At 67.9% G+C, this 14,054-nt stretch carries 13 protein-coding genes; 3 read left to right on the forward strand and 10 right to left on the reverse strand.

Annotation, left to right across the window (positions count from 1 at the left end; all coding sequences use genetic code 11):
- Positions 1-94: 94 nt before the first annotated feature.
- A complete protein-coding gene (locus DVK00_RS11860) occupies positions 95-979 on the reverse strand; it encodes a ketopantoate reductase family protein (protein ID WP_121513916.1) in 885 nt (294 codons plus the stop codon).
- An 88-nt stretch (positions 980-1,067) separates the two neighbouring features.
- On the opposite strand from DVK00_RS11860, the gene DVK00_RS11865 reads away from it, so the two are divergent.
- A complete protein-coding gene (locus tag DVK00_RS11865; RefSeq protein ID WP_101349084.1) occupies positions 1,068-1,625 on the forward strand; it encodes a hypothetical protein in 558 nt (185 codons plus the stop codon).
- 42 nt (positions 1,626-1,667) lie between these two features.
- Here the strand turns inward: DVK00_RS11865 and DVK00_RS11870 are convergent, their stop codons facing one another.
- The 3 genes from DVK00_RS11870 to DVK00_RS11880 form a co-directional block, all read right to left on the reverse strand.
- Positions 1,668-1,970: a hypothetical protein gene (locus tag DVK00_RS11870; RefSeq protein ID WP_101349083.1), complete on the reverse strand. Its 303-nt coding sequence runs from the start codon at positions 1,968-1,970 to the stop codon at positions 1,668-1,670.
- Between the two features lie 120 nt (positions 1,971-2,090).
- Entirely contained in the window at positions 2,091-3,299 is a 1,209-nt protein-coding gene (gene metX, locus DVK00_RS11875) for a homoserine O-acetyltransferase (protein WP_121577754.1), read from the reverse strand.
- Positions 3,296-4,582: an O-acetylhomoserine aminocarboxypropyltransferase/cysteine synthase family protein gene (locus tag DVK00_RS11880; RefSeq protein WP_121536237.1), complete on the reverse strand. Its 1,287-nt coding sequence runs from the start codon at positions 4,580-4,582 to the stop codon at positions 3,296-3,298. Before DVK00_RS11880 ends, metX begins: the two co-directional genes overlap by 4 nt.
- 143 nt (positions 4,583-4,725) lie before the next feature.
- On the opposite strand from DVK00_RS11880, the gene DVK00_RS11885 reads away from it, so the two are divergent.
- Complete coding sequence (locus tag DVK00_RS11885; RefSeq protein WP_101349080.1) at positions 4,726-5,685, forward strand: MoxR family ATPase; 960 nt, start codon at positions 4,726-4,728, stop codon at positions 5,683-5,685.
- Positions 5,686-5,712: 27 nt separating this feature from the next.
- On the opposite strand, the gene DVK00_RS11890 is transcribed toward DVK00_RS11885, so the two are convergent.
- Positions 5,713-6,498 (reverse strand): TrmB family transcriptional regulator, encoded by a 786-nt coding sequence (locus DVK00_RS11890; RefSeq protein ID WP_232794512.1) that lies wholly within the window; start codon positions 6,496-6,498, stop codon positions 5,713-5,715.
- Between the two features lie 193 nt (positions 6,499-6,691).
- On the opposite strand from DVK00_RS11890, the gene DVK00_RS11895 reads away from it, so the two are divergent.
- Positions 6,692-7,024: a multidrug efflux SMR transporter gene (locus DVK00_RS11895; protein WP_058993047.1), complete on the forward strand. Its 333-nt coding sequence runs from the start codon at positions 6,692-6,694 to the stop codon at positions 7,022-7,024.
- Between the two features lie 103 nt (positions 7,025-7,127).
- Here DVK00_RS11895 and DVK00_RS11900 read toward each other — a convergent pair whose 3' ends face one another.
- From DVK00_RS11900 to DVK00_RS11920, 5 genes are read right to left on the reverse strand one after another with little or no spacing between them, the layout of a single operon-like run.
- Positions 7,128-7,523 (reverse strand): SHOCT domain-containing protein, encoded by a 396-nt coding sequence (locus DVK00_RS11900; RefSeq protein WP_121577755.1) that lies wholly within the window; start codon positions 7,521-7,523, stop codon positions 7,128-7,130.
- A 45-nt stretch (positions 7,524-7,568) separates the two neighbouring features.
- A complete protein-coding gene (locus DVK00_RS11905; protein WP_101349078.1) occupies positions 7,569-9,182 on the reverse strand; it encodes a hypothetical protein in 1,614 nt (537 codons plus the stop codon).
- A 2-nt stretch (positions 9,183-9,184) separates the two neighbouring features.
- Positions 9,185-10,573: a DUF58 domain-containing protein gene (locus DVK00_RS11910; RefSeq protein ID WP_101349077.1), complete on the reverse strand. Its 1,389-nt coding sequence runs from the start codon at positions 10,571-10,573 to the stop codon at positions 9,185-9,187.
- A gap of 2 nt (positions 10,574-10,575) precedes the next feature.
- Positions 10,576-11,175 carry a hypothetical protein gene (locus DVK00_RS11915; protein ID WP_121513922.1) on the reverse strand — a complete coding sequence of 200 codons (600 nt, stop codon included), beginning with the start codon at positions 11,173-11,175 and terminating at the stop codon, positions 10,576-10,578.
- On the reverse strand, positions 11,175-13,949 hold the full coding sequence (locus DVK00_RS11920; RefSeq protein WP_121577756.1) for a transglutaminaseTgpA domain-containing protein: 2,775 nt from the start codon (positions 13,947-13,949) through the stop codon (positions 11,175-11,177). Before DVK00_RS11920 ends, DVK00_RS11915 begins: the two co-directional genes overlap by 1 nt.
- Positions 13,950-14,054: the final 105 nt, after the last annotated feature.

The raw sequence follows: 14,054 nt of genomic DNA on the forward strand, positions 1-14,054 counted from the left end.
CTACGCGGCGCGTCGAGCCGCGCTCTGTCGGTCTGTGGAGTCATGTGAGACACACATAGGAGACGTGTATATAGTCGTTGTGTGATTCCAGAACCTACCGCTCGCGGTGTCGCTCCCACGTACGGACGAGCCCGGCAAGCGTCTCGTTGACCGGGACTGGTGCCGTCGCAGTCGCCACGACGTAGCCGTTGATGGCGTCGATTTCCGTTTGGCGGCCGTCCGAGATGTCCTGGTACATCGACGAGTGGTTGGCGGCGGTGTCGTCGACGACACGTTCGACGAGCGATACTGCACGCTCGTCGGAGAGGTCGATGTCCTGTTCGCGGGCGACGGCGGCCGTCTCACGGGCGGCGTCTGCGGCGATGGCGTCGGCCGGCGAATCGGCCAGTGCGCCGTTCTCCACGCGGGCGAGGGCCGTCACCGCGTTGATGCCGGCGTTGACCGCGAGTTTCTCCCAGAGGCGGGCCGGCATATCCGCCGCGACGGTCGTCTCGATGCCGGCCGCACCGACCGCTGACCCGACCTCGTCAGCGACTGTGGACCGGCCGCCGTCGCGGTCCCCCAGCACAACCTCGCCGCGGCCGGTGAACGCGACGGTGCCCGGCTCTCGAAGTCGTGCCCCGTAGGAACACGTCCCTGCCAGCACCGGGCAGTCAACCTCGGCAGCTAACTCCGCTTCGTTGCCCATCCCGTTTTGCAGCGAGAGGCAAGCGTCAAGGGTGCAGTCCGCGAGGTCCGCTGCAACGGCGGCGGTGTCGTGGGCCTTGACCGTCACCAGCGCGAGGTCGGCACCCTGTGGGACTGTCGTCTGTGCGTTCGGGTGGACCCGAAACTCTTCGGCTCCGACGACCGAGAGTCCGTCCTCGGAGATGGTGCCCACGTGTGGCTCACGGCCCACCAGCGTCACGTCGTGTTCGCGGGCGAGCAGGCCACCGACGAGGCTGCCGAGGCTCCCTGCCCCGACGACGACGATATCCATACCATCTCGCAGGGACGGCCGGGACAAAAACCCATCACCAGCAGGCGAAATCAGCACGCACTTGGCCGCGAGTGACGAACGAGTGGGCATGGGCGACTCCGACGACGCCGAGGCGGTAGTCCGGGCCATCGACGAGATTGGTATCGACCAACTGACCGAGACGATTGTCACGGCGTGGGAGGGGATCGGTGGCGGCGCCGAACCGGGGCCGACCTGGCCACAGGAGGAGACCACACAGCGGTTCGAACTGTCCGAACCGGACGAAGCGGTCGGGCTAGACGTGCTCGCAGCGGTGTTGGACGCGTCACCGCGGTCTCCTGAAAAAGCGTTCGTCCACCTCGGTGTCGGGCGGCGAGACACCCCACAGCACGAGCGGTTCGCTGTCGAGACGCTCGCGGGCCACACCGACGTTTCGGCTACCGATACGCACACGACCGGAACGGTGCCGATGACGCCAGAAACGTTCGACGCGCTGGCGCGGGTCTACGGCGGCACGCTGGTGTACGTGGTCATCGGTGACGAAGACGGGCAGGCGATCCTCGAACTCGACTGGACGACGCTCCGGTTCTCGCTCCCGCCGTCGGCCGCCGAGACAGTGCAAGAGACAGTCGGACCGGCCGTCGCCGAGCGATTCGAGCAGGCGTAGGCCCACATTTGTGGTCGGTGGGTCCAGACAGCCACCGGTCCGTCAATCCTCCTGCCAGTAGTAGATGTCCTCTTTTGGCGCGTTGCAGGACGGGCATTCGTCGGGGATGTCCGCTATCTGGCCCATTTCGCCACACTCCCAGCAGCGCCACATCAGTTCGGCCTCGCCCGCGGCCCCGGCGCGCAAGTGCTCGCTCGACATCGCCTCGATGCCGTCTTCGACTGTGACGTAGAACCCGTGTTCGTCGAATCCGCGGATAGTCCCGAGTTCGTTACCGTCCCCGTCGTACACCGTCTGTCCGAACGAATACTCCTCGCTTTCGATGTTCGTGGTCATGTCAGCCATACATAGAGCTAGTCGGTCCGAGATGTGTTAAATGCTACCGCGAATCAGGAATTGCATGATCGACGAGCCGAATCGTGGGGTCAGCAAGCCCGCGGGCTGACAGACGGCACGCCAGCGTCGCTACCGCGAGAACAGGCTGTTGTGGACGGGTGCGAAATCGCTCTCCTGACTGTCCTCGACCACCGAGTCGGTGACGGCGTTGCCGTCGACACCAGCAGCGAGGAAGTCCGCGAGCGGCGGCCCGACGTTGTCCGGTTCGACGAGGAAGGCGTCGTGGCCGTGGTCGGAGTCGATGACATGGTGGGCGACGTTCGCGCCGGCTTCCCGGAGCGAATCAGCCAGCGCCTCGGCCTGCTGAGTGGTGAAGTGCCAGTCGGCGGTGAAAGACATCACCAGCGCGTCGCCGTCGAAGGCCGCCAGCGCGTCCGCGTCGGACTCGAACCCGGCGGCGAGGTCGTAGTTGTCCATCGCCCGCGTCAGGTAGAGGTAGCTGTTGGCGTCGAAGCGCTCGGTGAACTTCTCGGCGTTGTAATCGAGGTACGACTCCACGTCACGGTACGGGAAGAACGCGCCCGCAGCGTCGGTGGGGAACGTGCGGACGGCGTCCCGGCCGGCGGCGCGGCGGCCGAAGCGGCGCTCCATCGACGCCTTCGAGAGGTACATCACATGGCCCAGTTGGCGGGCTAACGCCAGCCCGTCGCTTGGTGGCTCGTCGTCCTCGCCGTAGTAGTGGCCCTGGTTCCAGTTCGGGTCGGTCGTGATGGCCCGGCGGGCGATGGCGTCGAGCGAGAGGCACTGCGTGTCCAGTCGCGCGGCCGCGGCGATGGGAACGATGCGGTCGACGTGGTCCGGGTGGCGTTTGGCCCACTCGATGACGTTCATGCCGCCGACGCTACCGCCGACGACGGCGTGGAGGTGCGGAATGCCGAGTTCGTCGAGCAGGGCGCGCTGGGCCTCGGTCCAGTCCGTGACAGTGACCGGCGGGAAGTCCGTGCCGTAGGGCTCGCCCGTCTCCGGGTTCTCGCTTTTCGGGCCCGTCGAGCCGTAGCACGAGCCCGGGACGTTCGCACAGACGACGTAGTACTCCGTGGTGTCGATGGCCTTGCCCGGCCCGACGATGTCGTCCCACCAGGCGCGGGCCTGGTCGGCGCTGTCGACGCGGTCCCGACCGGCGACGTGGGCGCTGCCGGTCAGGGCGTGACAGACCAGCACCGCGTTGTCGCCGTCGAACTCCCCGTAGGCCTCGTATGTGATTTCCAGATCAGGAATCGTTTCCCCGCAGTCGAACTCGAACTCGCCCAGCGAGACAGTGTTGTGTTCGACGTTCATGTGACTCGTTCGATTGCCTCGTCGATGTCTGCGATGATGTCCGCTGAGTCCTCGATGCCGACGCTGAACCGGAGGAGGTCCGGCGTGACGCCGCTGGCGCGCTGTTCCGCCTCGCTGAGCTGGGCGTGGGTGGTCGAGGCCGGGTGGATGACCAGCGTCTTCGCGTCGCCGATGTTGGCGAGGAACTGGGCGAGGTCCGTCTCCTCGCAGAACCGTCGGCCGGCGTCGTAGCCGTCCTCCAGCCCGAAGGTGACGATGCCGCCGAACCCGCCGGAGAGGTACTGCTGTGCCAGGTCGTGGGTCTCGTGGCTCTCCAGCCCGGGATAGGTGACCCAGGCGACCTCGGGGTGGTCCTGAAGGTGCTGTGCGACGGTCATCGCGTTCTCGCAGTGGCGTTCCATCCGCAGGGAGAGCGTCTCAGCACCCTGGAGCGTCGCCCACGCGTCGAAGGGCTTCTGGCCGTCGCCCAGCGAGCGGAGGGCGCGCTGGCGGGCAGCGACGGAGAACGCGCGGTCACCGAAGGCCTCGGAGAAGTTCTTGCCGAAGGCCTCGTTCTCGCCGCCCAGTTCCGGGAACTTCTCGGAGTACTCGTCCCAGGGGAACGAACCGCCGTCGACGAGGACGCCGCCGACGGTCGTCCCGGAGCCGTGGATCCACTTCGTCGTCGACTCCCAGAGGAGGTCGACGCCGTGGTCGAGCGGGTTACAGAGCGCTGGCGTCCCGAACGTGTTGTCGACGAAGACGGGCACGCCGCGGTCGTGCGCCACCTCGGATATTTCCTCCATCGGCGGGACCACGAGCGAGGGATTGCCGATGGTCTCGAAGTGGACGTAGGCCGTGTCCTCGTCGATGGCCTCGGCGTAGGCGTCCGGGTCGAGCGTGTCGACGAACCGCGTCTCGATGCCCCGCCGACTGGCGGCCTTCGAGAAGTACGAGTGCGTGCCGCCGTAGATGGAGGAGGCCGTCACGATGTTGTCGCCGTTGGCCGCGAGGACGAACGTCCCGGCGTCGAGCGCGGCCATCCCTGACCCCGTCGCGACGGCGTCGACGGCGTTTTCGAGGGAAGCGATGCGGCTTTCGAGCATCCTGACAGTGGGGTTGTCGAACCGCGAGTAGACGTTGCCGTCGTCATCCAGCGCGTACCGGTCGGCCGCGGTGTCGGCGTCCTCGAAGACGTACGACGAGGTCTGATAGATTGGCGGCGCGCGTGCCCCCGTCGCCGGGTCCGGCTCCTCCTGGCCGGCATGGACACAGCGCGTCCCGAATCCGTAGTCGTCGGTCATGTGCAGTATGCATATATCTCTAGCTATCTATAACTCATAGTTACGGCAATACTCTCTTATTGTGATAGGATAGCACGGTATCGGCCCGCCGGCCAGTGGAACCGAGGGAGAGGGTATTTGTCGGTGGCTATCTACACGCCGGTATGGACCACGACACTGCCGGACGAACCAGCCGACAGATTCTCGACGCCGTCGGCAGTGCCGTCATCGCCGACGACCGCTTCCTCGAAACCGTCATGACCGGGATTCTCGCTCGGGGGCACGTCCTGCTGGAAGACGTGCCAGGCACGGGGAAGACGCTCACCGCCCAGTCGTTCGCGACGGCGCTGGACCTCTCTTTCAAGCGGGTGCAGTTCACGCCGGACCTGCTGCCGTCCGACATCACCGGCTCGAACGTGTTCAACGAGGCCACCGGCGAGTTCGACTTCCAGCCCGGCCCCGTCTTCGCCAACGTCGTGCTGGCCGACGAGATCAACCGCGCGCCGCCCAAGACGCAGGCCGCGCTGCTCGAAGCGATGGGCGAGAAGCAGGTGACCGTCGACGGCGTGACCCACGACCTCCCCGACCCGTTCTTCGTCATCGCCACGCAGAACCCCGTCGAACAAGAAGGGACCTTCGGCCTGCCCGAGGCCCAGCGGGACCGCTTCATCGTCAAAACGTCGATGGGCTACCCCGACTTCGGCGGCGAACGCGAACTCATCGACCGGCGGGCAGACCGGACAGCACAGGCTCCGAGCGTCACCAGCGTCATCGACGGCGAGCGCCTGCCGGCGCTCCAGCGGACAGTCGAATCGGTCACCGTCGACGGCACGCTCCGGGACTACGTCGTCGAGCTCGGCCGGGCCACCCGCGAGGACGACCGCGTCGAGGTCGGCGTCTCCCCACGTGGCATCCAGCGGCTGTTCGAGGCTACTCGCGCCGCCGCGGTCCTCGACGGCCGCGACTACGCTGTCCCCGACGACGTCAAGAGCGTCGTCGAGGAGGCGTTCGCCCACCGACTCGTCCTGACCGCCGACGCGGGCGTTCGCGGGGTCGACCCGGCGACCGTCGTCGAGGACGTGCTTGACCGCGTCGAGGTGCCCGCAGTCAGCCCCGGCCGCTGAGACCGGGCACCGCCGGTCGGTTCCGGATTACCGCCCCAGCAGCGGCTCCGCCTCGGCCCACAGTCGCTCGAAGCGGGCCTCGAACGCCGCCGCGACCTCCGAATCGGTGATCCCGACCACGCCGAGCCTGTCGGCGGGCGAGAGCGGGTCCGGAACGTCGACCGTCACCGCCGCGGCGTCGATCACGTCGAAGGAGACCCCGACCGTCGGCACCGCCCGGACCGCCGCGTTGCGGTCGGCGAGCAGGTCGGGGAACGACTCGGGAAGCACGTCGAGTACCGCCTCGCTACAGAGCAGATCGACCCGTACACCGTTGTCCACGCCGTCGAGAAACGCGTCAACCTCAGTCTGGAACGTCTCCCACGACGCGCGCTCGTACGGCGGACCGACGGTCGCCCGGACGTGCTCTCGGGCGGTCCTGACGTGCCGTCTCATCGCCGCCCGCATCTCCTCGCTTCCGAGCGATCCGAGCCAGAAACTGCTGTCGACGGGCGGTGTGGGCAGGAGGTCCGCCCTGACGGACGCGGCGACGGACCGGTACCGATCGAGCTCCGACGCCAGTTCGCGGGTCCGCTCCGCGAGTAGCCTGTCGACGACCGTCTCCGGGTCGACGGGGGTGTACCGCGTCGGGTCGGTCGGCTGGGTCTGGACTATCCCGCGGGCTTCGAGGCCGTTGAGGACGTCGTAGATCCGTCCCCGAGGGACGCCGCTCGCGTCGGAGAGATCGCTCGCGGACACCGCACCGGTCACCAGCAGCGTCCGATACGCCGTCTCCTCGTAGTTCGAGAGCCCGAGTTCGGCCAGTTCGGTCATCGTCGGGTGGTCGAGCGGCCGGTACAAAGATTCACAGGACCGGCCTCGACGCGGGTGCGGTCGGCGCGAGGAGCGCCCCCGTGTGGGTTCCCTGCCACCGCCAGCGCCGCCAGAGCCGCCGAGCGGCCGAAACACACCGAAAGTGGCGGGGCGTTTCAGTACGTTCATTCCCCCGCCAGCCGGCGTTCTCAGTATGAATCCGTACGTGTTGCTCGGGGCCGCAATCGCCTCGGAGCTACTCGGAACGACCGCGCTCAAGCTCTCGGAGGGGTTCTCGAATCCCGTTCCCAGCCTCGGCGTCGTCCTTGGCTACGGCGCGGCGTTCTACCTCGTCTCGCTGACCTTAGAGGAACTCCCCATCGGCGTCGTCTACGGGACGTGGGCCGCATTGGGTATCGTCGGTGTCGCGGCCATCGGAACCGTCGTGTTCGACGAACCGGTCGACCCGGTTGGTGTCGTCGGGATCGCACTCATCGTCGCCGGCGTCTACTGCCTCAACGTCCTGTCGTCGATGGCCGCCCACTGACTCAGCAGGATTGGCGGTGGAATCCATAGCTTTCACCGGGAGAAATCGATGCCCGGCACCCGCTCGGAGTGAGAACGACACCGACCGGCGACGCTACACCCCCTCAGTTCCGCTCGAACTCCCGTTCCGACTCGTCCCGAGTCGCGTCCTCGACGCCCTCCAGTGTCTCCGTCTCCAGCAGCCGCCCCAGTTTCCGCTCGAACTGCTCGTCGGTCAGTTCCCCCTCGGCGTACCGGCGGCGCAGTCGCTCCAGCGGTGACTCGTCACTGGCATCGCTTGACGGCGCTGGGTCCGCTCCCTCGATATCTTCCTCCGCCTCGTCCGGCTCACCGTACAGCAGTTCGGTCAGCGGGACGACCACGACATATCCGACGAGCAGCGCCGCGAGCCACCACTCCTGCCCGGTAAAAAGAGCAACGAGCCAGAAGCCGGTGACCCCCAGCGAGGCGAGTTCCGTCGCGTTGGCTCTGGCTCGGCCCAGCGGAGACCAGTCAGTCATACTGCTGGCTTGTCACCACACCACAATGGATTGTTCGGTGCGGGCCTACCGTATCGCAGCCACCAGCGCCAACACGGCGACGAGACAGACGACGAGGCCGGCTACGGCGACCGACGGCTCGACAGCTATCGAACCACGGGCGACGGCGGAGAGACCCAGCGTCGCCGCCGCACCGACGCCGCCTACCCCGACAGTTCCGCCGGTGTGAACGAGTTCGGTGCGGCGCGTCGCGGCCCCGGTACCGGCCTCGTGTCTCAGCGTCGTCCCGAATGCCCCGGCGTCCCAGACGACGACGGCACCGACCAGACCTCCGAGCACCAGCCACGTCGGCGTCGAAAGCGTCGCGGCGAACGCGCTTGCACCGAACAGACCGGCCGCGGCGAGCGTGACGCCGGCCGTCCGCGCACGCAGGTAATTCGTCGCCAGCGCCAGCCACAGCTGTCCGGTCACGCCGATGGCCAAAAACAGCGCCACCACGGCCAGCGCCAGCGTGACCGTCTCCGGACCGTACACGTCCAGTATCGGAACGAGGAACTGTTCGACAGCCGGCGCGGCCGGCGTCGTCCGGAGCGCCGTCTCGAGAGCATCGACTGCCGGCCCCGCGACCGCAACCGCGGCCAGCGCGATGACGCCGCCGCCGACGTACGGTGCGAGGACGGTCCCCACGCGGTCGGCCGAACTCTGGACCGTCCGCCGGAGGAACCAGACAGCCACTGTGGCGACCGTCCCGATAAGGAACAGCCACCAGAGGAGGCCGCGAAGGCCCGGTGCGGCTGTGATTGCGACGATGAGTTCGTACAGCCCGACCGGGAGCAGTCCGGCTAATGACTCCTGACCGAGACCCAGTTCGAACAGGCCGGCGACCGGCGCGACCAGCAGGGCGAGTCGGCCCGTCCACCGGAGCGTTCGTTCGACGGCGGCGACGGCCCTGTCGACATCGGGCGCATCGCTCGTTTCCGGGACGAGTTCGGAAAACGGCAAGGCGTCGAGTCCGCGGGCCAGTGCCGCGGCGGCGAGGGCGAGCAACAGGCTGAAGATGGTGATATGGGTCCGCCCGGGGACCGGGTCGAAAATCGGGTCCAGCACCCGTGTGAGCAGTTCGCCGGTCAGTTGCTGGATACCCGGCGTCCCGGCGTTGGACTGCAGGAAGTCGACGGCACCACGCGCAAACAGCACAAGCCCAACAGCGAACGGTACGGCGGTCGTCCGAACGACGACGCCACCGTAGGTCTCCACCCGCTCAGTGTCGACGACACCGCGGGTAGCCGCGGTCGCGCCGAAGACAGCGGTCAGACAACCGAGGACGACGAACACCTGCGACAGGAGCGTGACGACTGCCGGTCGGACGCCAGCCTGCGAGGGGGCAGGGAACAGTTCGGCACCGAGTGAGACAACTGTGCCGCCAGTGGCAACGGAAAGCCCGACGGCGACCGGCAGGGCGAGAAGGCTAGCCAGAACGGTGCCGACTGCCTGCCAGCGGTCCCACCCGTTCAGCCACAGGGACAGCGCCAGCAACACGCCGGTGGCCACACCGACGAGTGCAGCCCGATGGGCTGACACGGTTTCCAGCAGTGCCGCCACCAGTAACGCCGTCACGCCGACGACGATGGCGAGGCTTGTCCAGGGCATTCGGGTCGGAAGTGTGGTGTGAGTGTCCATTGTTACACGCTGAACAGGTCCGCAAGCGAGGCGCGAAGCGCCACGTCGATTGGGCTGTCGAGGTCCCAGTCGATAACGGTCGCGCGGGACAGTTCGGCTCGCTGGAGGCGGGCGGCGCGTTCGGTACTCGCGACAGCCGCGCCAAGCGAGTCGCCGCGGGCCAGCGACGGACTGACGAGCGTCGTCGGGTACTCACGGACCGCGAGCGACGACACCAGCGAGACGGGCCAGTCGTCGGCGGCCGGTGAGAACACGACCACCTGCGCGGTCGGCGGGAGTCGGGCGAGCACGGCGAGCAGGGCCGGGTCCTCGATGGTGCCACCGTCAGCCGTCGTCACCTTCGCCGCTTCGCCCCGGGACTGCTGTGGTCGCCCGTCCTCGGACGCGTCGGCGTCATCGGCCGTCTCGCCGTCCGACTGCCGGGCCGCGGCGCGGCCCACGCTGTCGAATATCTGTCTCGCGTGGGCAGCCGCGTGACCGCCCGAGGCGTCGACCCACGCCAGCCCGTCCGGCCCGAGCCCGCCGGGGACATCTTCTTCGGCCAGTCCGACGGCACAGACGCTTGCGACGACGCTAGTCCGGGAGAGCGCGTCGAACAGACGCTCGGCCGCGTACGCCGATAGTTCGGCTCCGGTCGGGTACCCCGGCTCCGGCGTCACCCGGGCCGGCGGCCGCGCGTCCACGACCAGCACCGTCCTGACGGCCTGTTCCTCGCGGTAGTCGACGGTGGTCAGCTCGTCGGTCTTTGCGTAGCGCCGCCAGTCGATGCGGTTGACCGGGTCGCCGGGCTGGTAGCTCCGCGTCGAGTGGAACTCCAGGCCGCTCCCGCCGGTGTCTGTCGGGAGTGTGCCCGCCCGCGGGAGCGTGGCGTCGGCCATCGGTACTTCGGAAACGGTGTTCGAGCAGGTCAGCGTCCCGTCGCCGGCCACTGTCAGGTCGACAGTCACCTCGTCGCTGGCAGACAGCGTCCGCACCCGCACCGCGGCGGCGTCGAACGTGTAGGTCCCCCGCTTTGCCATCACGGCGTACGACAGCGTCACGCTCTCGTCGGGCCGCAGCGAGGTACAGAGCCGCGGGGACCCCTCGACGACGGCCAGTTCCTCGGGCACGCCGTCGATGACCCGCACGTCGGTCAGCGAACTGCCGCCAGTGTTCGCGAGTGTGAGCTCGACCGTAACCGGTTCGCCCGGCGTCGGCTGGGCGTCGGAGACGGACCGTGTCGCTTGCAGGTCAGTTCCCGCCGGGAGCCGCGAGAGCGCGCCGTACGCGACGTAGATGAGCGGGATTGCGGTCGCCGCGAGCAACAGCGGCTCGGCGGTCAGAAGCGAGACGCTAACGAGAAACAGCGCGGCTGCGAGGCCGCCACTCCAGCGCCGCACGCGGCGGTGCATCGTCAGCGCTCACCTCCAGACACCTGCTCGATAGCGTCGACGGTCCGGCGGATGCGGCGGCGGCGCTCGCTCTCCGGGTCGAGCCACAGGCGGAGCCGGGCCAGCAGCGACTGCGGTTCGTCGGGAGCGAGCAGCGCCGCCGCGACGGCGTCGTCGGTCCACGTCCCCGCACGGACTGCCTGATGGGCGGACGCCTGCGAGACGCCGGCTCCAATGGCATAGGCCGTCGTTGCTGCCGCGGTAAGTCGCTCGGTAACCGTGTCCATCGCCGCGTCGTCGCCAGCGACAGCGTCGTCGATAGCCGCGTCTATGTCAGCGGCGAACAGCCGGCTCTCCGTCGCTGTCACGTCTTCCGGTGGACTGTCGAGGGCCACGTCGAAGGTAGTCGGCGAGCTACCGCCGAGAAGCCCGCCGAGCCAGCCGGCGAGGACCGCACAGAGGCCCACAGTTAGACTTCCAGTGAGAAGGGCGGTCGTCGGGGCGACACTCCCGACCACGGCGACCAGCGACTCGCCGGCGGCCGTCGGCGCAAACAGAAGGGAGGCTGCGACAGCGGTCGCCAGCAGCCCCACAGTCCCGAAGACGACCGTTCGGAGGCGCATCAGGCCTGCCCCTCCGTTGCGTCGTCAGTGTCGTCGGTCGTACTGGACTGCTGTCCGGCAGCCGTCTCTATGGTCCGGATTGCGTCCTCGACGGCCGCGACGTGTTCCTGTGGGTCCCGCTGGCCGTACTCGACCGCCCGGAACGCATCCCGGACCGTCCGAACCGCAGCCGGCGGGAGACCGTCGCGTTCGATTGCGTGGGTCGCGATTTCACCGGGTGTCCGTGTCCAGTACCGCCGAAGGGAAACGTGGGTCAGGAAGCGCGTCCACGCTTCGCGGATGGTGACGCGAGCCGCAGGCGTTCCGTCGCCCTCGTTGGATGCAGTCGTGGAGACAACCGCCACCGCATCGCTGGCTGCGTCTTCGGCTGCTGAGAGTCGTTCAGAAATCCACGCTCGCAACGCGTCGAGCAGTGTCGCCGGCGACCGGTGGCCGGCGAGCAGGTCACGGAGCGCCGTGACAGTGAGTTCGAGTCGTGTTCGGAAACGGCCCAGTAAGTCATCGGCCACTACCGCAACGCCGACAAGCGCCCCGACAGCAAGTTCGCGTACGGCCCGTACCCAGTCCCAGAGCGTCCCCGGCGTGACGTTCCGCCGCCGAGCGCCGACGACCGTTCCGGCAACGAGGACACCGAGAGCGCCGACGACGCCCGCGGCGTTGACGAACAGACCACCAACGGTCGTCGTGGCCGTCTGTCCGTACTTCGAGACGGAAATTTCGGCGCTTGCCGCGACCGGCATCCCGACGGTTGCCCGACCGGCCGCACCGGTGCGTGCTGTCGGCTCCCCGCCGAGGGCAACTGTGGCGTTCGGGACCGGGTCCCCGCCCATCGTCGCGTTCACCGTCTGGCCAGCGACGGGCACGGCCAACGGGAGCGACGGCGACGTTGCTACGGAGAGCCGCTCAAGCACGACAGTTGTGTTACCGCTGACGGCGTCGCGCTCGACGGCAACGGAGACGTTGCCGGGTTCAGTCGGGAGCGTGACCGTTGCCCGCCCCTGCCGGTCCGTCGTTGCCACCTGCTCGCCACTGAGCAGGACATCCCCGTCCCGCACCGGCACGCCGTCGACGGTCGCAGTGACGGTCACCTCGCCGCCGGTGACCTGTTCGCCGGTGATACTCACCGACGCGGTCGTGTTCAGTTCGTAGCTCGCGTTTGTCGACTGCTGGGCCTGCGGGCCGGCCACGGCGAAGGCGCGAGCACTGTCACGCGGGACCGAGGGAGCGACAAGTGATTCCTCGTTGCTGGGTGCCTCAACGGAAATCGTCAGCTCGGCTTCGTAAGGGACGGTCCCGGAAACAGTGCCGTCCGGACCTGTCGTTCCGACCGGGTCACCGTTGAACGCGACCATCGCGCCCTCGACCGGGGCGCCGTCGCGTGTCACCGTCGCGGCCACCGCCGCGCCCGGCGTCGCCGTCCGATTGAGTTCGATGACGAACTCGCCGGACTGCGAGACAGTCTGTCCGTCGCCCGAGTCGCCGGTTTCGTCGCCGTCACGGGCCCCGTTTGCACCCGTCTCAGTGCCCTCGACTCCATCGCTCTCTGCCGCCTGTTCATCGCCAGTCGGGGCTTCGGTTTGCGTCTCGCCCGTCGGTGTTCCGACGGCGAACTCCTCGTCGGGACTTCCGGACTCCGATGCGCTGTAGGCCTGACTACTGTTTTGCATCGCCTGCTGTTCGGATTCCAGACGCTCCTGCCCCGGCGTCGGGTCAAACTTCACCCAGCCGACGCCCTCGAAGTACACCTCGACCCACGCGTGGGCGTTCATTCCGCGAACGGTGTACTGGTTCTGGCCGGTCCGCTCGCCAGTGGAGTAGCCGACGACGTAGCGCGCCGGGATATCCTGACTCCGCAGCATCACCACCATCGACGTGGCGAAGTACTCGCAGTACCCCTCGTCCATCTGGAAGATGAACTCCGAGGCCACGTCGTCCTCGGGCGGCTGACTGACGTTTAGCGAGTAGTTCTTGTTCGCCTCCAGCCACTGCTCGATGGTCGCTGCCGTCTCGTAGGGCGAATCGCTGTCCTCGGTCAGTCGGTCAGTAAACGGCCCCACCTGTGCCGAGGTCGACGCCGGGACGCCCGTGTAGCGCGATTCGACGCTGTCGGGGTAATCCCGGCCGCTCGTACGAAGTACCGCTGGGTCGTCGGGAGCCGTTACGCTGGTCGCGCTGTATGTCGTTCCGGCAGGAAGCGGTCGCTCGGACGTGACCGCGCCGTACTCGGTGACCATCACGTCGTCCCGAGACACTGATTTCGGCCGCCAGACGGTCGGCAGCGACGTGGCGGACTTGGCCAGTCGCACCTCGTAATCGACCGTCGAGTCGGCCATCCCGTCGACCGCCATCGGTCCCTGATAGGCCTGCGGGTCCGCACGCCCGTCCCAGCCCGTCCCGGTGTAGGTCTCGTACGCGCCAGTCCGCCAGTACGCCGGTTCCGAACTCGTGACGGTGAAATGCGGGTCCGTGTTCTGTGACTGGTACGGACTGTCGCCGCCGCCAAGCGAGCCGCCAACACTGGTCTGGCTCCCCGGGTTCAGCGCGCCGAGCTGGCCGCCGCTGCCGCCGGCTGCGGTCCCGCCAGCCTCACCGAACGGATTCTCCTGGGGAAGCGGAATAAGAGACTCCAGCGGGCTCTGTGTCCCACCGGGTGCCAGAACCGGGAGCGTCGCCGTCGCCAGCACCACAGCGACGACACACACAGCAGTGAGGAGGACACGGAGGTAGTCCCGGTCTGCCGATACGTCGTCGAACGGCGAGTCGTCGGAGCCCACGTCGGATTATCGTATCGTCCCGGCGCTGTCGGCATAAATCTGCTGTCAGCGGCGGTGCGGGTGCGGCCTGGCGTCTTGTTCTGTCGTCTGGACGCTACGTCGACA

The organism is Haloarcula sp. Atlit-47R (assembly GCF_003665985.1).
In the GTDB taxonomy this organism is placed as follows: domain Archaea; phylum Halobacteriota; class Halobacteria; order Halobacteriales; family Haloarculaceae; genus Haloarcula; species Haloarcula taiwanensis.